This window comes from Yoonia sp. R2-816 (assembly GCF_046762905.1).
Classification (GTDB): Bacteria; Pseudomonadota; Alphaproteobacteria; order Rhodobacterales; family Rhodobacteraceae; genus Yoonia.
The window spans coordinates 18,955-39,768 of sequence record NZ_JBKQXN010000179.1 but is presented as its reverse complement, the minus strand read 5'-3'; the positions used below and the strand labels follow the sequence as shown (position 1 = coordinate 39,768).

Here is a 20,814-nt window from a genome sequence, read left to right as displayed (position 1 = left end):
GTACTGGTCATCATGCTGATTTTTGGGAAGTCTTAACCACGCAAGGGCTTGCGTGGTTTCAGAGCAGACGCAGTTGCCGGTCTTCTTTGGGTGGCTTGCGGGACGGCATTTTGCCTTTCCAAGCACCCTGCTTTTTGAGCATTGTACGGACCGTCACATCGCTCGTGTGCAGTCTGCGCGCGATCTCATCAATCGGCACGCCACGGCTTTTCCAGACAGCGGCAATCCAGGGCTTTGCTGTCGGGATCCGGCTCGGCAGATGTTCGCAAGCTTCAGCAAGTGCTATCGCCTTGTCGACCCCCACCAGTTTCGAAAGCCGCGAATGCGGACGCGGATTATGGGATATGGACAGCTGCGCACCACCAAACGTCAGCAGGAACTCGATGGCCAGATCCACTCCGAGGACTCGCACAAAGGGCTCAACTTGAGCAAGGGGACGCACGCCGTTCTTCATCAGGACAACGGCCACTTTGCCTTGGATTTGCGGTCGGCAGCGCGCGCGATGCGGCGGATGGTGACAAGCGTGTCGCCGACCAGGACATAGCGAAATCCGTCTTTGGTAACCGCTGTACAGGTGTCATGCTCATCCGCAATCGCCACCGTCTCGGCCACTTGCGCACGAACAGTATCCACATCAATGCCCATGACGCGCTCAATGTAGCGCAGGATGGCATGATCAGTGACATGGATGCGGGTCCGTTTCACTTGCGGTACCGCACAAAGTCGAAATCGATGTTCTCACGCTTGCCCCAAGCCATCAGCGCGCGAATGACCGCCGCGATCTTGTCGTGGTCGCGCAGCATATCGATGTCAGCCGGCACAACACCCCAACTGCTCCCAAAGCGCGACCGGATGAAGGCGTTCAGCCCGTCGCGCCCAGGCCGATCCAGCGCGCCAGCATCGCCCAGCTTGGTCCAGAGGACGTGGACCAGCTTGAGATCCTTGCGCGGGGCAGCCGGACGTCGCTTGGATGATTTGGTGACGCTGATCTGGAACCCGTCGGCCTTGAGCCGGTCCAGAACCGCCTTCAATTCCGCTTCGTTCATGTCCCGCATGCTGTCTTTGCCGCAGGTCACAAGCTGCAGATCACGCCGCGCCTGGGCGTCCAGCCCCAGCTCACGGCAAGCCACGTGGATGAGTTTTTGCAAGGCGCGGGTCATGTCGATAGCGTGACGCGCAGTGTCGCAATAGCGCGCGCCAAAAGCAGCATTAGGCCGAACGAAGCGAACATGCGGACGCCCGCTCTCACTGCCCTGCCCTGCCGATCTCGAATGTCAGTCCAAACGCGATGACAACATCAACAGTTTCCTGATCGCCTGGAAGAACCTGCACAAATGCGTTCCCGACCACAGTCTGCAGACCGACCAGTGGCACGATATCGCCATAGCTCACGACCTGTAGTTCCCCATATTCCGGATAACGGGCGAGACCTAAGAACGGGCTGCTCTTAAACCAACCTTTCTGCAGCACGGCATAAGACACCGTGCCCGCAACAGACTGGTTGTCATATGAGTTCTGATAGGCTCCTGCCGAGACCTCAAAGCCTTTGCAGTTCCAACTCACAAAGAGACCCGGGTTGCGCCCATTCATCTCGCCCTGCGCGCCGATGTGATCAGAGCCGATCAGCACCGACATGCGATCTGGTTGCAGGTCGCAGCCCTGTGCTGCGGCCGGTACTGCTGCAAGGGCAAAGGCGGCCAGTGTTTTGGCGACAACTCGCCCAAATTCGTCATCTTTTTTCATGCTCTATGCCTTTGCTAGATCGATAGTGATGGCTTCCCAGGGCGCGTCGTGGCCGGTCCGGCGATAGCAACGCACGTAGGTCTTTGAACCCACGACACGCATGGCGTCGCGGATCGCCTCCATCGCCCGCTGCCAGCGCGGATCATCAATGTCTTGGCGCAGCAGCATGAAGATTTCGGAGACGTTGATCTGGCCTTCCTTGTCGGTGTTGAAGGCCTTTGTGACGATGCCGCGCAGTTCTGGGCCCGCACTGGCGGACCACTCATTCAAGCATTCATCGACAAGCGTTTTGGCGACCTGCAATTCAGGTCCAAACGTGATCCGGTCGGCGACCTGAACCGTTACCTTGAACAGCCCATCAACGGTCATCAGCGTCTTGTTGCCTTTCCGGCCACCCACTGTTGTGCCGTATTCCTGCGCCAACACGCCTTCGAAGGCGCTAATGTCATCAAACGTGTGCTGCTTGAACCGCGCGACCTGACCAGAAAGGGGCATCGCATAGCTGATGATCTTGCGTACCGTCTCATCCTCCAGCAGGTGCTGCGGCTTGATGTTTTCGACAGGTTCGAGCCTGCCTTTGGCATCAAGCATGTACGTATTGCCGTCGATCACCTTGCGACCATCCGGCATTCTGAATTGTTCGGTCATGGCTTCATTCCTTCTGGTGTCAGGTTCGGGTTTTTTGGTAGCGTCCGTTCCGGCAAGGGCGGGATGCACCCGCTCGCCGCAACGAGAATGGTCAACGCGATGATTTCGTTCTGGGTGCAGAGGGTCGCGCCCCGCTCCCCCAGAAGATCAACCTTGGTGACCGCATTTGCGGCAAGACCGATGATCTGATCTTGTGTGAATCGGTCGACGTCGGTGCCTTTCTTCTGGGTCATACGTTGTCCTGCCGGTTGTTCGGGCAGCGACTGCAGGCCCGGAACATCAGCACGCGCTGGTGGTTCGCGCCCGAGAAGTGACGCGCTTTCGCACGCCAAGCCTGGCATTCATGCAGCGGCAGATTTCCAAGTGCAGGGCAGACCAACGTCGCACCCATTAACTGGCCCTCGACGCGTTCGCGGACGTTGTGGAAGTTGCCTGTGTACTTTTTGCGCACGACTTGGCTGATGACGGCTGGTGTGTAGCCGAGTTGAGCCGCAACCCTGCTCTGCGAACTGGCCTCGCAACTCTGGGCGAGACGCATGACCCAATCAGGCGCATCCACGCCCCATGCTTCACGAGCTGAAGCGATAGGACCGTTCATTGCGTTGGCTCCGGCACATGGGTGAAGGCGACGAGGTTGGGATCGTAGATCGCACGGACCCGAGCTTCACGTGGTGGCAGAGGGCCGGTGTCACGAATGAGCTGATAAGCTGCATCTCGACGCCCTGGGACGGCGGTACGCCGGACCTTCAGATAAGGTTCGTGGCCGCGCACCAGCATACGGCAGAACGTCCGCGCCTGCTCCAGCGTGATGTCAACCGCCTCGGTGCGTGCCTGCACGGCCACATCCTCCGGCGAAAACACCTTCAGCATCCGCATGGCAGTCCACATGTTCTTTTCGGGGGAAACGGACGGCTTTGATTGACCAGACTCGGCGAGGGCAAACTGCGCGCGACCCTTGGTAGTCGTCTTGAATTGCAGCCGGTTCTTTGGGCCTTTGCCGAGCCGTTCTACGAGCTCCCTTTGCTCCCATTCCTGAACGATGTTGGCGATTGTCTTGGTCTGCGCGCCGACGGCGGCAGCCAGATCAAAATAGGTAAAGACCTCCATTGAACCGGCACGATTGCGGCAAAGTGTCTGCAACGCGTCACTGTAGTTGCGCTTGACCATCACACTGCCCTCCGAGGCGCAGGTGCAGTACCTGTAAAGAACTGGCGTTGACCCCAATCGTTTGAACCTACGTCTGTCAGGCCGTTGACCAGAGCCATTTCACGAACCTGTTCGAGGTTGACGCGGATCCGGCGGATCGAGCCGTGCGACGCTTTCAGCATCGTATCGAGGATTTCCGGGGCGATCTGAATGCCCGGCACATACAGCCGCATCAGATGCTTCACATCGCTCATGTCGGCGGGCTCTGCAGCGACCCAATCAAGCATTCGACCGTGGACGCGTTCCCAGGTCTTGAGTTTCTGGGGCAGCAGCTCCTCGCCGATCAGGATGACGGGCGCGCCAGATCCTTCATGGATGTCACGCACAATCTCGATCATCTTGCGTTGCACCAGAAAATCGGCCTCATCGATGATCAGGGGCCGGTCATGCATCGCAAGGAATTGGCTGATGTCGTCCACCATGTCGCTGACGGTCGTGACCTTTGGCAGGCCCATTTCAGTCAGGATGGCCTGGCAGAGCTTCTTGCGGGTCCAGGTTGATTTGACCTGCACCGTAATGGCCTGGAACTTGTTGGTTGCGAAGATGGCGGAGAAGCTTTTGCCAAAGCCGCTGGGTCCATAAAAGGTCGCCATGCCGGGGAGGTTCAAAGCACGTCCCTGCACGCGCTCAATCAGTTCGACCAATGCGGCGACGTTCCGCAGCGGGGCGACAGTGTTGTAAAGCGGCATATTGTTTGTCATCGCTCTTTCACTCCTTTTTCCGCCGTTTGGGTTGCAGCCCGGCGGCGGTTTTTATTTGGCCAGGACGTCTTCCCCGAAGTCCGCAACCATGCTCGCCCAGGTGCGGTATTCAGCGGTGGTCTGGTACCCGGCGAGCCAGACCTGCTGTTGTTTGGTGACCGGTTTGTCCGCCGCGAGGTCGGCCTCAAGCTGTCGGGCCCGCACAAAGTTGTCGCGGCCATCAGGCGCGCGCTCAGTCTTGCTGGCGCGGCGGCTATCAAGATCGGCAATCAGGGCCGTTTGCGTCTGTGCAACCTTGGCGGACACTGGCGCTGACTTTTGCGGCTTTGCGGCCTCGAAAACAGGGCGCACGACCTTTGCCTCTACCGGCTCAATAGGTGTATCAGGCGTGATGTTGGACAGCGCCGAGGCGACGTCCTGAACAGTGAGCTGACGATAGGCCGCCAGTTCCGCTTTCTGGGCGTTGCGCCATTTTTTGTTGGCTTTGGCGGTGGCGCGAGCATCGTCCATATCGAAGAAACCGGCCTTCACCAGGCACGGCGCGAACCCCAGATAGGCGTCCGCCGTGCTGTAGACGTGGATGCCATCCCAAAGGGCTTGCCGGTCGAAGCGTGCGACGACCTTTTGACCTGCAATCTCGCTCATCCAGTCCGCCCAATAGCGATTGCCCATGAAGTTAATCTGGCCGGTGGTTGTGTTGGCCTTGATGCCTTCAGCCCCCATCAGCCAGAGACGGCGCTGCTCAGCCGTGGCTTTGCGGATCGGCGCGTTGGCGTAGCTTTCCTCGAACACATCCGCAAAGCTGCGCCCATAGGCCACTTCCGAGCGCCGGTCCGGGCGCGCGTTATGCGCCGCGATCTCTTCGTCCAGAATGGCCTTGAACACGGCCAGCGGGACGGCGGTTTCGCCATAGTTTTCAGGTTGGGCATCCGGCCTATTGCCCGTATAGGCACCTGCAAAGGCCGGGTGCTTGGCGATCCGGTCGCACATGTCGCGGAAAGCGCGCTCGATGGGCTTGGATTGGCCGCTATAGGGCAGCGCCCAGTGGATTTCGCAGCCAAGGCTGGTCAGCAAGCCAGATGGATCATCCTCTTTCACCTTGAACCTATAGCGGGTCTTGCTTCCGCCGGTGATCAGCTTGGCAGCAAACTCGCGGCCGTTATCAAGCAAAACATGTTCCGGGATGCCCCATTGCTCGATCAGATCGCCGATAGTGAGCTGCACGCAATGGCTATTGGGCGTGCGGTCGATCCGGTGCGACAGGATCATGCCGGAATAGATGTCCTGAAAGGCGCACATCTGCGGCCTCATCACCTCTTCCGGCTGACCGTCGGAACTCGCTGGAAAGCGCACGAAGACATCGAAGCGATGGAAGTCGCCATTCACGCCTTCCAGGGCGTGCATGGCCGTCTTGTCGCGGCTCTGGGCCGGGCGCATGCGCTTGAGCGCCTCATAGCCTTTGCGGGCATATACCAATGCTGTCGGGGAGACGGCGCGTTTGATCCAGCGCTGCGCAGTATGTACCGGAACAACGTCGAGGCCTTCCTTCGCGGCGATCCGGACGCAGCGGTCGTAGACCGACTTGAAAGACGGTTGTTCAGGGCGCAGGTAGTCGGCTTTGAGCAAATCGCCAAAGCGTGGATCAATCGCGGTGGCGCGCTTTGATCGTTGGCCGACGCGGTGACGTGGTGCCAGATATGGCAACCGATCATCGGCGCGCACGCCATTAATGAGATCTAGCCAGTTCCAGACACTCCTCGGCGATACGCCCGATTGCCCGGCAGCATCAATTACCGCCAGATGTCGCGTCGATCCGCCAGCTTCAAATGCTTCGGCGAGCTGTACGATGCGAAGGCGTTCGCGTGCCTTTGCCTTGGGTCCATCCGGCAACTGCTCAAACCAAGTCCAGGCTTCATCGCGATCTGGGCGTGGATCAGATGCCGATGCGTCTTTCGTCTGCGACAGCAGCAGGGCCTGAGCGCGCGATGGAAGCAGGGTCCAATGGTATTCCCAACCACCGCCACGGCCCGCGCGACGGCGAGCAAAAGTTGGGCTTTCGCTCCAACCCAAACGTGACGCCATATCGTTGACGCGGCGCTTGGTGGTGGGCATGTCAGGCAGCGCAGCGTCTGCGATTTCTGCAGCACTCCACCATTCCTGATTTGGGGCGATGCTCACTTGATCATGCCCTCCGCGATCAGGAAGTCGTAGAGCTCAGCGGCGTTGGCCGTAAAGAAAGCCTTGCGGTTATCCACACTGGCCTGCGTCCACGCGTCCTCCAGCTCGAACGCCATGTCTTTCACGTCAGTTACAAGGAACCGATCCCGGGCAACTTTGGGTGCGCGTGACCATGCCTCGCGCAGGTCCTTAAATGCCTCTTCAACTGGGTCTTTTACGGGTTTGCTAGCAGGGTCAGACAGACGCTTAAGGGCATCTGCAGCACTCTTAGCTTCGCCGTTGGTCAAACTGATGCAGATCTTCGAGCGCTGGGTGTCGTCCGGCACCTTGGCCAAGGTCTGAAGATCGGCTTGTGTGACTGGCTTAGGGGCAGCGCGGAGCCATCGGATTTGATCGGCTGTGAGGCCTTCACCGGCGGCTATGATCTTCTGAACCTGGCGAGTTGTGACCCCTAGAACGCTCCCCATCCAGGATGCAAACGAACTGGAGTTCGCTTGCATATCGTCAGTCCACCGCCCCTTTGCGCCCGCATGCCCCTGACGCGTCTCGGGATGTAGCTTTTGGTATGACCGCTTGCGAGCTGCGAGACTGATGGCGAGTTCCAGCGGAGGCATGTGTGCCGTGGAGATATTGGCATCGCTTTCCATTAGCTCAGCCTGATCCGCAGTGCATTGCCATACCTTTGTCGGAACCGAAGACCATCCAAGTTGTTTTACAGCGGCGAAACGGTGCGCGCCATCAATCAAGCGATAGCCGTTCTTTATCTTGCGGACATGGATTGGGTCCGTCAGGACCGCCAAATCCTCAATGGACATAGCAATGATGTTGACTGCGCTGGGTGACACCATCCGGATACGATTGCCGACTTCAATCTCGTCGAGTGGCAAGTCGATAACCTTGATTTCCCTCACCGGCGCCATCAGTCTCTTGGTGCCTCCAGCATGGTGTAGAAGAAGACCCATTTTGGAATGCCCTGCTCCTCAACCATCTTGCGTTCGCAGATGATCTCGGCACCGTGTTGGCGTAGCTCGGAAACGCAGGCGCTGATCGCCAGCACCTTGGACTTGCGCGCAATCTCTTTGGTGGAATGTGGGTGCCCGTCTGACAGCACTTTGATCAGAGCCTGCAGCCGCCATGATGTGAGAGAAGCTGCATGCATCAGACCATCCCTTCCGACTGACGACGGCAGCGATGACAGAGCCGATGGTGAATGCCTTCAGACAAAAACTCGACGCCGCAGCACATGCAGGCGCGCGGCTTACGCTGTGACAGTTTTCCTTTGTCCAGTTGAACCCCAATGAACGTCAGCGCGTCATCGCGGTTCCCTTTGGGTGCCCCGACCTGCACGCCTCGGCTATTCAGGACGAGATAGACATCGCCGCGTCTCTTGATGCGGTAGCACCCAGTGTTCGCAGCTGTCATAGCTGAAACCCCAGAAGCAAAAGAGCATAGACAACCCACACGACGAGGCACATGCCAAACAGGCGCGCCTCCCATGAAAGCGGTTCAGCGATAGCGGCGATTAGGCGGCGGATCATGAGGCCTGCCTCCGCAACGCTTCATCGCGTGCGATTGCAATTCGTGCCTCACGAGCGACGGTCTCGACACATCTCAACTGACGTTGCGACTGCGGCGATGTGGCAGAGTTCAACAGCTCCGTCGCGAAAGCGAGACGCTGCTGCTCTGTCATGCCTGCACAGGCATCACGAGCCATAGCAATAGGTTCGACACGCTTGCCAATCATCGGGTAGCCTCTTGGGATGAGGTGGGACGTGGGATGTCAGATGGCCACTCAAGGTCAGTGGGCCAGATGTCCGAGAAGCGCTGCAGCGCCCTAATGATCGTCGCGCTTCGGGCGTCGCCACCAGCCTTAAAGCGATCAATTAAGTCCCCCTTGGAGGCCACTCTCATCGAAACCGCCCAATGAGTGACACCCAGATGACATTCCATAAGGAATGAAAGTCGAACGAGGTCGCGTGGTCGCATTGGGGCGCGGACAACTAGTGGCTGACGTGAGAGCTCTGGGCAGATTGCTAAAGCAATGCGTCGTCGAAAACTGCTCATACCGCCGCTCCCGTATCGGAAGGACGATTTAGTGTGGATGGCCATTCCAAGTCGGCTGGCCAGCGCTGGTCGAACCAATCAACGATTTGATTGGCAGTTTTTAGAGTGCATCCGGCCCTTTTGTATTTGAGGTTATCAAAGAACTTTCCGTCGTTTCTGATGTAGGTCGAAACTGTGGATAGCTTCAGGCTTGTATGAGTACTGTAGGTTTCAGCCAGCAGAACTAGAGTTTCTATATTCATTACCACCTCGGTATGTTTACCAAGTGCCTACATGGTATTCCTACCACTAGTCAAGATACCCCTTTGTCGGTAACTTCACCGAATCATGAGTATGTCTAAAAAATCGTTTGAAGATCTGGTGTTAGAGCGTGTGGAAGCGCTGAAGAAAGGCGTGCAAGCAATAGAAATTGAAGCCGGATTGCCGCCAGATGCGATCAGAAATGTCATCCGAAGCTCGAAAAAAAGCGGCCCGACGCTGACGAGGGCTCGGGAGATCTGCGATGCATTGGGATTGGAATTCTATATCGGTCCGCCACGCGAAACGGGTGATATCCCGCATCGCGTCATACAGGGCAACGACTATGCAACAGTCCCGTTTTATCCGATAGAGACGTCGGATGAGCTCGGAGCTCAAGGCAACAGTGAAAAGAGTGACTACGCGTTCAGCAGAAGTTGGCTCACGAAGCAAGGTGTGGCGCCGCAAAACACCGCTATGTTGCGCGTCCGTGGTGATAGCATGGCACCAAAGATTGTTGATGGTGACGTACTGCTCATCGACACCGCAAGGCGTGAACCACCAATCCGCCCCCAAACCAAAGCGGGGAAAGTCAGATCAGGCATCTATGTAGTCGATGTTGACGGAGAGACGCGCGTCAAACGCGTAGAGCGCCCAGATTTCCAGAACCTGATCCTCTATTCGGAAGACACTACAAATTACCCGCCAGAGGCCTTCTTGGGCCGCGATCAGGAACGTCTCAACTTCATCGGAAAGGTGATATGGTGGGGACATACCGTCGATTTTTAGAAAGCAGCCAATACTCATCCGGTTGTGTCTGATAGTCTGTAGGTTCGCTCGACGAAGGTCTGCGACCTCGCTGGGAGCATGTGCAACCAATGCTTGATGGCATTCGTTACTAAGCGTCATGCTCCAGCAATACATCTTGCCAGACGCCACATGTTCTACTTATGTTCTTTCTCGTGCCTTATGTACCATTGACCTTGGGTTTGAAATTCAACACTCGTGTCCGCGACCTGACAGCGCGGGATGTCATGGTTGTCGTCTGCCGCTTCTGCGGCCAGGAATACCGGATCGCTCCTCATCAGCTCCACGCCAAGTATCGCGAAATGACACCGCTCTATACTTTGGAGCAGAGCTTCAAATGCAAGTGTTGCGGAACGAAAGGTACGATGCGATGGTACTTGGAGCGTGCAGTGAGTTCTGAGTTTCCAAGGTCGGTTTAGTACTGAGTTTCCAAGGTTAGTTTAGTGTGTAATTTGTATTCGATGACGTCCAGTCAGGCGGCGATCATCGATCTACTCAAGGTCTGGCAGGACAAGACCGGCAATATGCCCGCCTTGCCCGGTATCTATCCCAATAATCTGGCTCCGGTCGTAACAAACACGCCTGATGGTCGCGTCCTTTCTATGATGCGCTGGGGGATGCCTACACCGCCGCAGTATCTGCGGGGCAAGAACTATGACAAGGGCGTAACGAACGTCCGAAATACCAAGTCTCCGCACTGGCGACGTTGGTTGGTTCCGGAACATCGCTGTGTCGTACCATTTACAGCGTTCTCCGAGTTTCAGCGGGGACATGGCAATCGCTGGTTTGCCACTGAGAAAACGCAACCCCTCGCGGTCTTTGCTGGAATCTGGACGCCTTGGACATCTGTTCGCAAGGTCAAGGATGGCGAGACATCTGACGAGTTGTTCGCCTTTTTGACAACAGATCCAAACGCGGTTGTGGCACCTTTTCATCCAAAAGCGATGCCGGTCATCTTAACGACGCCCGAGGAAGTGGATGCTTGGCTCTCCGCTCCTGTGCCGGAAGCCATGGCCTTGCAGCGCCCGCTTGCTGACGATCAACTAGTCTTAATCGAGGGGCCAGAATAGATGACTGCATTGTCACAGCAATATGATGGAGTCGGCTGTCCACTCTGAGCCCATAATCGCCGCTTTGTTAAGCTCTTCTTTTGTTGGAAACGGCTCGGTCTTCGACCGGTCTAGTCACTTTCTTCACGTCGCGGCCATTCGATCGTCGCAAGCGCCAACAAAGCTGCTGCGATAGCCCATAGCCCCCTGAGTGACCTCCGACCAGCACCTTGCCACGCCACCAACGGTGGCTGCAAAACCCCTCCTTCCTCTGCCACATGGTCGGCGATGTCAGGATGAGCTTTGCGAGGCGTTGTCGTCATCTACACTGTGCAAGGAACGTCCGTTTCACAAACCATCCGCCACCGCGGCCAGTCCAAGGCTCGATGATGGGTTCAGAACGCAAGACGATCCTGTGTCCACGGTTTCCGCAAACTTCTTTCATGTAGAGTGGCACCGCCTCTTGTTCGAGTTCGCGGAGTGCTTGCGCAACCGTGTCAGGGTTCCCTGCATTCTGGTTCGCGAGCCTGTTCGATGTGACCGAGAATGTGGGAATACCGTTGATCGGTTCCACCTCTGTTGGTGTGAATGTGCACCCCGTCAAAGACCCGGCACAAACCGCTAAAACAAGTACATGTAGGTTCTTCAAAATCGCTCCCTTCTCTCTGTGATCAGACCAGCTCGGCTCTGTGCTCCCTAGCATCGATGGCAGACAGCGGAACAACACGCACGCGAAGCGCGTCTCATTTAGACAAGCCTCGCGTTTCAGAATTTAGAGTTTTGGATGGTTGCCTAGGGTTGAGTGTCCGCTAAGGGCTGTCAGTCGGCCTTGGTACTCTCTGTAGCTAGAGGCCAATCAACCCCTCAACATCAAAGACGGTCATGACATCCTCACCTTCTCCACAAAAACAACACTAAAACGTAGATCACTAAGCATACCAAAACAGCATTACCAACCACAAAAAAAATCTGAGACGCGCCAAGTAAATCCATGTACATCACCGCCCGTTATGCATTGGTAAAGTCAAGTTGGCAAAAACCGACACAAAAGGAAAACTATCGTTCGATAGCGTTTCTCCAATGAAGAACAAGCTGCTAACGGATGCCCAACAAACTCCAGACACGTGGAATCTCGCCTGAATATCCACGGAGAATGTCCTTTTGGGCTTCCTGCGTTCGAAACGATCCCAAAGCAAGGCTATTACCAAACGCATTACCATAGAACGGAGAACATGTGCCTACGTTGAAATCGTAGCAGGTTTGTTGCCCCGGTCTGACGACTGCGCTGAAATGGCGTCCCAGTTCGCGACACGGCGATCTAAGAGCCGCGAGGGGTAACCCACTGAATTCAAATATCTAATCGCTATCTGGGACGCAAAACTCGAACTGGGCGTCCAGCGTCCCAGTTCCGAAGGCATGTTTTTGATGTTGTGCGGCTTCAGTGATGCTTTCAAGGCGCGTTTAAACCCTATTTTAAAAGGGTGTAACCGTCATTTGGTCTTTCATCGTTCATCGAAGGCTAACATTTAACATAAACGCCCTTATCAGCGCCCAAACAACCATTCTGGCGCATCACTGCAGACATCGGTCAGTCTCGACAACCTCAGGCGCACAATGCTGGATCGCCCTTATTCTTATGGCGCACAGCCAGTTGATATCAGCAAATATCACCTAATCCTACATTTCGCCGGCACTGCAATAACTACTGTTTCCTTACACCGATCGAGGATCTGATCGGTCATGTGTCTTTTGCCCAGATGATCTGGCTGATGACCCGAGGTGCGTTACCCACGCAAAAACAGGCCGACCTTTTGGAATGCGCGCTGGTGGCTGCGGTCGATCATGGCCCGCAGGCCCCGTCGATTGTGGCGGCCCGTATGGCAGTGACCTGTGGCGTGCCGTTGAATGGGGCGATGGCATCAGCTGTGAACATGCTGGATGACGTGCATGGCGGGGCGGGCGAACAGGCGGTGGAGCTTTACGGCTGGATTGATGATGCGATGCAGGATGGTCTTGAGATCAGCGCAGCCACCGCACAGATGATTGACCTCTGGCAGGTCGAGCGTTCGAAATATCTGCCGGGTTTCGGGCACCGGTTTCACACGCCAGAGGACCCGCGCGCCCCGCGCCTGCTGGCGCTTGTGGCCCAAGCCGCCACTGACGGAACGGTCAGCGGACGTTTTGGCCAGATCGGACAGGCGTTGCAGGATGTGTTGAACGAGCGCGCGGGCAAGCCTGTGCCGATGAATATCGATGGGGCGACGGCGGTGATTTACGCCGAACTTGGGTTTTCGGGCCCGCTGGCCCGGGGTCTTTTTTGCCTGTCCCGCTCTGTCGGCATTCTGGCCCATGCGTGGGAGCAGATGCAGCAAGGCGGGCGAAACAAGGGGCCGACCCCGCCGGGCTATCGCTGGACCTATGACGGGCCAAACCCGATCAGCGAGGTCTGACCGATCCCGCAATAGCGTATCCGTCCCCTTGCAATCGACCCGCTGGTCGAACATATCCTGACGGGCGATGATCATGAACCTGTTCACCTTGCGCGAGACGGAGGTCACCTGATGGCCGATCTGTTCGACAGCGCACCCGTGCCGGACAACGCACGACGCCCGTTGGCGGACCGGTTGCGTCCGGCGAAACTGGCCGATGTGATCGGGCAGGATCAGGTGCTGGGCCCGGATGCGCCACTTGGCACCATGCTGGCGTCCGGGTCGCTGTCATCGCTGATTTTCTGGGGCCCGCCGGGCGTGGGCAAGACTACAATTGCCCGGTTGCTGGCGGATGAAACTGACCTGCATTTCGTCCAGATCAGCGCGATTTTTACTGGTGTCCCGGAACTGCGCAAGGTGTTCGAGGCCGCCAAGATGCGCCGCCAGAATGGCAAGGGCACATTGCTATTCGTTGATGAAATCCACCGCTTCAACAAGGCGCAGCAGGATGGATTTTTGCCGCATATGGAGGATGGGACGATCCTGCTGGTGGGCGCGACCACCGAGAACCCGAGCTTTGAGTTGAACGCCGCTGTCCTCAGCCGGGCGCAGGTTTTTATCCTCAAGCGGCTGGATTTGAAGGATCTCGAACTGCTCGCACAGCGGGCGGAGAAGGAGTTGGGCAAGCCCTTGCCGCTGGACGGCCCGGCGCGCGAGGCGCTGTTGGAGATGGCGGATGGCGACGGGCGCGCCTTGCTCAATCTGATTGAGCAGACGGCGGCCTGGAAAACTGATGCCAAGCTGACAGCCGATGATCTGACTAAGCGGCTGATGAAGCGCGCGGCGAAATACGACAAGTCGGGGGATGAGCATTACAATCTGATCAGCGCCTTACACAAATCGGTGCGCGGGTCGGACCCGGATGCGGCGCTTTATTGGTTTGCCAGGATGTTGGCCGGGGGCGAGGACCCACGATTTCTGGCCCGGCGCATCACGCGTATGGCGGTTGAGGATATCGGGCTGGCTGATCCGCAGGCGCAGGCGGTTTGCCTGCAATCTTGGGAGACCTATGAGCGGCTGGGATCGCCGGAGGGGGAACTCGCCTTGGCACAGGCGCTGGTTTACCTGGCACTTGCCCCGAAATCGAACGCGACTTATGTGGCGTATAAGGGGGCAGTGAAGGCGGCCAAGCAGAGCGGGTCAGAGCCGCCACCGGCCCATATCCTCAATGCGCCCACCAGCCTGATGAAGGAACAGGGTTTTGGCGCGGGCTATGCCTATGACCATGATGCAGAGGATGGGTTTTCCGGGCAGAACTATTTTCCGGAAGGCATGAAGCGGGGCGTCTACTATACGCCGGTTGACCGGGGCTTTGAGCGCGAGTTGAAAAAGCGCGTTGATTACTTTGCGGGCCTGCGCGCCAAGCGCGGCAAGAATTGACATTCGGCCCCGAACCGGCGAAGGCACCCGCATGATGGCTCCTGTAATCTCTGTCGCCCTTGGCGGTGCAATTGGATCGGTTCTGCGATATCTCGTGGGGCTGGTTGTGGCGTTTCCATTGGGCACGTTGGCCGTGAATGTGATTGGTTCATTTGCGATTGGCGTGATCTGGGTGCATCTGGCGGATCGGGGTTTGCAGCACTGGTTGCCGTTTCTGATGACCGGTGTACTGGGTGGCTTCACGACGTTCTCGGCCTTTACATTGGATGCGCTGCGTCTGGTTGAGGAAGGCCGGGTGACGGCGGCGGGCGGCTATGTCCTGGCATCTGTGGTTGCTTCGATTTTGGCCTGTGGTCTGGGTTTGTGGATTGCGCGGGGGATGGCGACATGAGTGGTGTGCAAACCCGTGTGATTGGCGCTGATGACGGTGACCAGCGGGTGGATCGGTATCTGCGTCGGCTGTTTCCGCATCTGACGCAAGGCCGCATTGAAAAAATGTGCCGCAAGGGCGAATTGCGTGTCGATGGGGGTCGGGTCAAGACGAATACGCGGCTTGAGGTCGGGCAGACCGTGCGTATTCCGCCCCTGCCAACGGAAGAGGAGGCAGATGCCGCCCGTGCGCTGGCTAAGCAGGGTGTGACCAAGGCGGATGCCAAGCTGATCCAGTCCTGTGTGATCTACCGCGATGACCATATTATCGCGATCAACAAACCTGCCGGGTTGGCTACGCAAGGTGGGTCCAAGACGACGCGCCATGTGGATGGCATGGCCGAGGCGCTGACCTTTGGTTACGATGAAAAGCCGCGTCTGGTGCATCGGCTGGACAAGGATACATCCGGCGTGTTGCTGCTGGCGCGGACGCGGACCATGGCAAAGCAGTTGACCGAGAACTTGAAGCATCGCGAGACACGCAAGATTTACTGGGCAGCGATTGCCGGTGTGCCGCATCCGCGGGCAGGGACAATAAAATACGGACTGGTCAAGGCCCCGGGGCATGGCCGTGGGGGCGAGAATGAAAAGATGCGCTGCGTGCATCCCCGTGATGTGGACTGCACCGAAGGCGCCAAGCGGGCGACGACGGACTATGCGGTGATGGATACGCTGGCCAGCCGTGCATCATGGTGTGCGTTGGTGCCGATTACGGGTCGGACCCATCAGCTGCGTGCGCATATGGCTGAGATTGGTCATCCGATCATTGGTGACGGCAAATATGGCGGGTCTGGCCAGGAAAACCTTGGCGATGGCTGGGGCGCCGGCATGGGGTCAGAGATTGGGCGCAAGATGCATCTGCATGCGCGCAGCCTGACGATCGAGCATCCTGCGACAGGGGCGACCCTGCATCTGACCGCCCCGCTGCCAGACCATATGCAGAAAACATGGGATTTCGTGGGTTGGGTCGTGGGCCACGCCCCGGTCGATCCGTTCAATATGCCTGATGAGTGATTTGCGATTGGTGATTTTCGATGTCGACGGCACGCTGATCGACAGTCAGGCCGAAATCGTGGCGGCCATGACCCTTGCCTTCGCGGGGGAGGGAATCGCGATGCCGGACAGGAATGCCGTACTCTCCATCGTGGGCTTGTCACTGGATGAGTCATTCATGCGCCTGTGCCCGGATACGGATGCAGCGGGCCGGGGCAGGCTGGTGGCCGGCTACAAGGACGCTTTTGCGGAGTTGCGCACACAGGACAAGGAGCTTGGCCCGCTTTTCCCCGGTGCCCGCGCGGCGTTGGAGGTGTTGCAGGCGCAAGACCACACGCTGCTAGCTGTGGCCACGGGCAAATCGCGGCGGGGTCTGGATAAGGTGCTGGAGCGCCACGGGCTGACGGGGGTGTTTCACAGCGAACAGGTGTCTGATCATCATCCGTCCAAGCCGAACCCGTCGATGATCCTGACGGCGTTGAATGAAACCGGCGTATCGCCGCAAGCGGCTGTCATGCTGGGCGATACGACATTCGACATGGATATGGGTCGCGCCGCTGGCGTGCGCACGATTGGCGTCAGTTGGGGTTATCATCCGGCGGATGACCTGCGCCCCGATATCCTGATCCACGATTTTCAGGCGTTGCCGGATGCGGTTGATCAACTGACGGGGTCATCATCATGAGCGATTGGAAGGCCAAGCGTTTTTGGAACGAGGCTACAACCGCCCCTGTCACGGGCGGTTATGTGGTGCGTCTGGATGAACGTCTGGTCAAGACCCCGGCCACGGCCGACTTGGTGCTTCCTACGCCGGCCATGGCCGAGGCGGTCGCCACCGAATGGGATGCTCAGGAAGGTCAGATTGATCCGCGCACCATGCCAGTGACGCGCGGGGCCAATGCAGCCATCGACAAGGTGCGTCCCCAGCGCGATGAGGTGATCGCGATGCTGGCGGAATATGGTGACAGTGATCTGCTATGTTACCGCGCGGCGGGACCTGCGCGGCTGATCGCGTTACAATTGGAAAGCTGGGACCCGCTACTGGATTGGGCGGCAGAGACATTGAATGCCCGGCTTTGGGTCGGTGAAGGGGTCATGCATGTAGAACAGGATGCTGATGTGCTGCAGCGATTGACCGATGAAGTGGCCGCGTTTGACAATTTCGCGCTCGCCGCGGCGCACGATCTGATCAGTCTTTCGGGATCCCTGATTCTGGCGCTTGCCGTCACACGTGACCGGTTGACACCGCAGGAGGCCTGGACGCTGTCACGTGTTGATGAAGACTGGCAGATCACCCAATGGGGCGAGGATGAAGAGGCCACAGCGCATGCGCTGATCAAGCAAAAGGCGTTTTCTGACGCGGCCAGATTTTACCGGCTTTCGCTTGACTCATCCAAAACGGGTGCGTGATTGCGCGCCACCCGAATTCTCGCCGAATTATTAGGCGTTTTGTCCCGGATTCCCGTTGCTCACCCTTGACCTCATCAGCAGTTTCCGCACACTCTACGGACGCTGAGACGGGTGACCGTTCTCATTCATCATGACTGTCTAAATGGGACGGGACAAAAATTGGCTGCCTCCGCATGGGGGCAGAAACTCAGGAAGAGGTAAAAATGAAAAGAACCGTATTTTTCGGCGCGCTGACTGTTGCTGGTCTGGCTGCCAGCATGGCTTCGGCGGCAACGCTTGATGATGTCAAGGCCCGCGGCTCGCTGAACTGCGGCGTCACAACTGGTCTGGTTGGCTTTGCCGCCCCTGACGCGAACGGCGTCTGGACTGGTTTCGACGTGGGTATGTGCCGTGCCGTTGCTGCTGCGATCTTTGGTGATCCAAGCGCGGTTGAGTTTGTGCCGACCACAGGTCAGACACGTTTCACAGCGCTTGCGTCTGGTGAAATTGATATGCTGGCGCGTAACACAACATGGACCTTCAGCCGTGACGTTGACCTGAAGTTTGAATTCAATGGCGTGAACTACTATGACGGTCAGGGCTTCATGGTTCCCAAGGAACTGGGCGTGAATTCTGCCAAGGATCTGGATGGCGCGACTGTCTGCATCCAGACCGGCACCACGACCGAGCTGAACCTGGCGGATTTCTTCCGCACCAACAATATCAGCTACGAGCCTGTGCCGATTGAAACCAACGCAGAAGCACAGCAGCAGTATCTGGCTGGCGCTTGCGACGTCTATACCACTGACGCATCCGGTCTGGCTGCCACACGTGCCACATTCGAAAACCCTGCAGATCACGTGCTTCTGCCGGAAATCATTTCCAAAGAGCCACTTGGCCCGCTTGTCCGCCACGGCGACAGCGAATGGGGTGATGTGGTCCGTTGGACGCTGAACGCGCTGATCACAGCCGAAGAACTGGGTGTGACATCGACCAATGTCAACGATCTGGCCGCTGCACCCACCGACAACCCCGAAGTGAACCGTCTGCTGGGCACCGAAGGTGAGCTGGGCGCGATGCTGGGTCTGGACGCCAACTGGGCACAGAACGCCATCGCTGCTGGTGGCAACTATGGTGAGCTGTTCGAAAAGAACATCGGTGAGAACACACCAATCGGTCTGGCGCGTGGTCTGAACGCACAGTGGACCGAAGGTGGTCTGATCTATTCGCCACCTTTCCGCTAAGTTCTGATAATGGTGAGGGGCCCGGCAATGCCGGGCCCTTTTCCCAATAGCTAGTGTGCTGATAAAAGCGCATCCCGCGTGCAGTGACATTCGGATCAACTGAAGCCTGCACGACAATATCGGGAGCCACCGGGAGATATATATGTCGACGTTGACCGACCCGCCGAAAGCTGCCTTTCGGCCAAGCCAACTCATCTATGATACACGCTATCGTTCGATCACTATTCAGGTGGTTGCCCTGATCCTGCTGTGCATCGCGTTTTATTGGCTGATCAACAACACTGTTCAGAACCTCGCCAATCTTGGCAAGGAATTCAATTTCAGCTTTCTGGGGTCGCGGGCCGGCTACGATATCAATCAACGGCCGATCGCTTACGACAACTCCATGACACATGCCCGTGCCGCGCTGGTCGGCATGACCAACACCATATTGGTGTCGGCGCTGGGCTGCATTATGGCGACCATCATTGGCGTGATCATCGGCGTTCTGCGGCTGTCCAATAACTGGGTCGTGTCGCGCCTGGCGGCTGTTTATGTCGAAGGCTTCCGGAATGTCCCGCTTTTGCTGTGGATTATCGCCATTTTCGCCTTGTTCACGGAAGGCATGGATCCCCCAAATACGTTCCGCCCCAACGCGGATGGCATCGCCCAGAACGAGATGTTTCTGGGTTCAGTCGCTGTCACAAATCAAGGGACGTTCATGCCGGGCCTCGCCTGGTCAAGCCTGGCCTGGATCCTGTCGCTGGTCCTGATTGCCTGCATGGCCGGCATCGTGTTCCTGCGCCGCCGCGCCCGGGCCATTCAGGCCGAAACGGGACGTATCGTGCCGGTCTTCCTGCCCGCGCTGGGCGTGCTGATCGTGCCGATGGTGCTGGGCTATTTCGCGCTGAGCGCCGTGTCGCAGCGCAATGATCAGGTCTTTGTGGCCTTGGGTGCACAAAGCGGTATGGACCTGGCCAGCTATGCCGAAGCAAGTGGCCGGATCAATTTCTGCAGCATCCCGAGCGAGGCTTCAACGATCAACGCCGAACGCTATATGCAAAGCACCGAAGTGAACTTTCGCCGCGGTGACTTTTTCGGCGACGATGACGCCCGCAAGGCGCTGGCTGCGGGCAATTGCAGCTTGATCATCGTCGATGCATCCGAAGCGGATGCCCTGATCGCCGAGATTGAGGCGACACCACTGTTCAATGAACCCATCGCCGTGCTGAGTGACCAACTGGTCGAAGGCCGCGTGGTTGAGGTGCATTACCCCGTTATGACGGAACGCGGCATCCCGCGTTTCGAGGGCGGTTTTCAGGTCCGTAACCCGCTGATTGCCCTATGGCTTGCATTGTCGCTCTATACCGGTGCCTTCATTGCTGAAATTGTACGTGCCGGTATTCTGGCTGTCAGCCGGGGGCAGTCCGAAGCTGCCTTTGCCCTGGGTCTGCGCCCGAACCGGACGATGCGGCTGGTGATCCTGCCGCAGGCGCTCAGGGTGATTGTGCCACCGCTGATTTCGCAATTCCTGAACCTGACGAAGAACTCATCGCTTGCCATTGCGGTCGGCTATATGGATGTGCGCGCCACGCTGGGGGGCATCACCATCAATCAGACCGGGCGAGAGCTGGAAGGTATCTTGCTAATGGGGATGTTCTATCTCGCCCTCAGTATCGCGATTTCGGCCGTGATGAACTTTTACAACAACCGCAACACTCTGAAGGAGCGCTAGGATGTCTGATACACACGCACAATCCAGCACCTTTGTTCGCACACAGATGTTGTCGGAAGCTGAACCGCCGCTTCGCGAAAAGGGTGCCGTGAAATGGTTGCGGGAAAACCTGTTTTCAAGCTGGTTGAACGCTATCCTGACTATTCTTTCGCTGTTGATCGTCTACTGGGCCTTGTCAGGGTTGATCCCGTGGCTGGCCAATAGCGTCTGGACAGCAGGGTCCTTGACCGAATGTCGGCAGGTGTTGTCGGTTGACGGTTTGGGGAGCCATGACGGGGCATGTTTTGCGGTGATCACTGACCGCTGGGTGCAGCTGATCTTTGGTTTCTATCCATCTGATCTGTACTGGCGTCCGGTGCTGGCCTTTGCTCTGTTCTTCGTGGCACTTGCACCGGTCCTGTTTTCGGCACAATTGCCGAGACAGATGATGTGGTTCTCGCTCGTCTATCCGTTTCTGGCTGTCTGGCTGATCTGGGGTGGTTCGATCTGGAGCCCATTGCTGGTCCTGTTGGGCTTTGTTGTGGGGTACCTGGCGCTGCGCGA

General features: G+C 57.6%; 22 protein-coding genes. 10 read left to right on the top strand and 12 right to left on the bottom strand.

What is annotated here, in order from left to right; translation table 11 throughout:
* Positions 1-58: 58 nt before the first annotated feature.
* The 12 genes from ACFWW2_RS07650 to ACFWW2_RS07595 all read right to left on the bottom strand — a co-directional run bounded on the left by ACFWW2_RS07650 (position 59) and on the right by ACFWW2_RS07595 (position 7,635).
* Positions 59-454: a helix-turn-helix domain-containing protein gene (locus ACFWW2_RS07650; RefSeq protein ID WP_393927314.1), complete on the bottom strand. Its 396-nt coding sequence runs from the start codon at positions 452-454 to the stop codon at positions 59-61.
* Complete coding sequence (locus tag ACFWW2_RS07645; RefSeq protein WP_393927313.1) at positions 454-705, bottom strand: hypothetical protein; 252 nt, start codon at positions 703-705, stop codon at positions 454-456. The genes ACFWW2_RS07650 and ACFWW2_RS07645 overlap by 1 nt, the downstream gene beginning before the upstream one ends.
* The gene (locus ACFWW2_RS07640) at positions 702-1,160 is read right to left on the bottom strand and encodes a gp16 family protein (RefSeq protein WP_393927312.1); all 459 of its coding nucleotides are present in this window, start codon (positions 1,158-1,160) and stop codon (positions 702-704) included. The genes ACFWW2_RS07645 and ACFWW2_RS07640 overlap by 4 nt, the downstream gene beginning before the upstream one ends.
* A gap of 85 nt (positions 1,161-1,245) precedes the next feature.
* Complete coding sequence (locus tag ACFWW2_RS07635; protein ID WP_393927310.1) at positions 1,246-1,743, bottom strand: hypothetical protein; 498 nt, start codon at positions 1,741-1,743, stop codon at positions 1,246-1,248.
* 3 nt (positions 1,744-1,746) lie between these two features.
* Positions 1,747-2,391, bottom strand: coding sequence for a DUF3164 family protein (locus tag ACFWW2_RS07630; protein WP_393927309.1), 645 nt, complete (start codon positions 2,389-2,391; stop codon positions 1,747-1,749).
* Complete coding sequence (locus tag ACFWW2_RS07625; RefSeq protein WP_393927307.1) at positions 2,388-2,624, bottom strand: hypothetical protein; 237 nt, start codon at positions 2,622-2,624, stop codon at positions 2,388-2,390. Before ACFWW2_RS07625 ends, ACFWW2_RS07630 begins: the two co-directional genes overlap by 4 nt.
* Entirely contained in the window at positions 2,621-2,989 is a 369-nt protein-coding gene (locus ACFWW2_RS07620) for a hypothetical protein (protein ID WP_393927305.1), read from the bottom strand. The genes ACFWW2_RS07625 and ACFWW2_RS07620 overlap by 4 nt, the downstream gene beginning before the upstream one ends.
* Positions 2,986-3,558, bottom strand: a complete 573-nt coding sequence (locus tag ACFWW2_RS07615) for a hypothetical protein (RefSeq protein WP_393927304.1) — start codon at positions 3,556-3,558, stop codon at positions 2,986-2,988. The genes ACFWW2_RS07620 and ACFWW2_RS07615 overlap by 4 nt, the downstream gene beginning before the upstream one ends.
* Complete coding sequence (locus tag ACFWW2_RS07610) at positions 3,558-4,298, bottom strand: AAA family ATPase (RefSeq protein WP_393927302.1); 741 nt, start codon at positions 4,296-4,298, stop codon at positions 3,558-3,560. Before ACFWW2_RS07610 ends, ACFWW2_RS07615 begins: the two co-directional genes overlap by 1 nt.
* A gap of 51 nt (positions 4,299-4,349) precedes the next feature.
* Positions 4,350-6,476: a transposase domain-containing protein gene (locus ACFWW2_RS07605; protein WP_393927301.1), complete on the bottom strand. Its 2,127-nt coding sequence runs from the start codon at positions 6,474-6,476 to the stop codon at positions 4,350-4,352.
* Entirely contained in the window at positions 6,473-7,363 is an 891-nt protein-coding gene (locus tag ACFWW2_RS07600) for a ParB/RepB/Spo0J family partition protein (RefSeq protein WP_393927299.1), read from the bottom strand. Before ACFWW2_RS07600 ends, ACFWW2_RS07605 begins: the two co-directional genes overlap by 4 nt.
* Before the next feature lie 32 nt (positions 7,364-7,395).
* Positions 7,396-7,635 (bottom strand): hypothetical protein, encoded by a 240-nt coding sequence (locus ACFWW2_RS07595; protein WP_393927296.1) that lies wholly within the window; start codon positions 7,633-7,635, stop codon positions 7,396-7,398.
* 1,232 nt (positions 7,636-8,867) lie between these two features.
* Between ACFWW2_RS07595 and ACFWW2_RS07590 the strand changes: the two genes are divergently transcribed.
* The 10 genes from ACFWW2_RS07590 (at position 8,868) to ACFWW2_RS07545 (ending at position 20,271) form a co-directional block, all read left to right on the top strand.
* Positions 8,868-9,566, top strand: a complete 699-nt coding sequence (locus ACFWW2_RS07590) for a helix-turn-helix transcriptional regulator (RefSeq protein ID WP_393927294.1) — start codon at positions 8,868-8,870, stop codon at positions 9,564-9,566.
* A 461-nt stretch (positions 9,567-10,027) separates the two neighbouring features.
* Positions 10,028-10,654 (top strand): SOS response-associated peptidase, encoded by a 627-nt coding sequence (locus ACFWW2_RS07585; RefSeq protein ID WP_393927292.1) that lies wholly within the window; start codon positions 10,028-10,030, stop codon positions 10,652-10,654.
* A 1,643-nt stretch (positions 10,655-12,297) separates the two neighbouring features.
* Complete coding sequence (locus tag ACFWW2_RS07580) at positions 12,298-13,083, top strand: citryl-CoA lyase (RefSeq protein WP_393927436.1); 786 nt, start codon at positions 12,298-12,300, stop codon at positions 13,081-13,083.
* Between the two features lie 111 nt (positions 13,084-13,194).
* Positions 13,195-14,502: a replication-associated recombination protein A gene (locus tag ACFWW2_RS07575; protein WP_393927290.1), complete on the top strand. Its 1,308-nt coding sequence runs from the start codon at positions 13,195-13,197 to the stop codon at positions 14,500-14,502.
* Positions 14,503-14,533: 31 nt separating this feature from the next.
* Complete coding sequence (crcB, locus tag ACFWW2_RS07570) at positions 14,534-14,893, top strand: fluoride efflux transporter CrcB (RefSeq protein WP_393927288.1); 360 nt, start codon at positions 14,534-14,536, stop codon at positions 14,891-14,893.
* Entirely contained in the window at positions 14,890-15,945 is a 1,056-nt protein-coding gene (locus ACFWW2_RS07565; protein WP_393927286.1) for an RluA family pseudouridine synthase, read from the top strand. Before crcB ends, ACFWW2_RS07565 begins: the two co-directional genes overlap by 4 nt.
* Positions 15,938-16,609 (top strand): HAD-IA family hydrolase, encoded by a 672-nt coding sequence (locus tag ACFWW2_RS07560; protein ID WP_393927284.1) that lies wholly within the window; start codon positions 15,938-15,940, stop codon positions 16,607-16,609. Before ACFWW2_RS07565 ends, ACFWW2_RS07560 begins: the two co-directional genes overlap by 8 nt.
* The gene (locus tag ACFWW2_RS07555) at positions 16,606-17,334 is read left to right on the top strand and encodes an ATP12 family chaperone protein (protein WP_393927282.1); all 729 of its coding nucleotides are present in this window, start codon (positions 16,606-16,608) and stop codon (positions 17,332-17,334) included. Before ACFWW2_RS07560 ends, ACFWW2_RS07555 begins: the two co-directional genes overlap by 4 nt.
* A gap of 203 nt (positions 17,335-17,537) precedes the next feature.
* Positions 17,538-18,557 carry an amino acid ABC transporter substrate-binding protein gene (locus ACFWW2_RS07550; protein WP_393927281.1) on the top strand — a complete coding sequence of 340 codons (1,020 nt, stop codon included), beginning with the start codon at positions 17,538-17,540 and terminating at the stop codon, positions 18,555-18,557.
* Between the two features lie 142 nt (positions 18,558-18,699).
* Positions 18,700-20,271, top strand: coding sequence for an amino acid ABC transporter permease (locus ACFWW2_RS07545; protein ID WP_393927279.1), 1,572 nt, complete (start codon positions 18,700-18,702; stop codon positions 20,269-20,271).
* Positions 20,272-20,814: the final 543 nt, after the last annotated feature.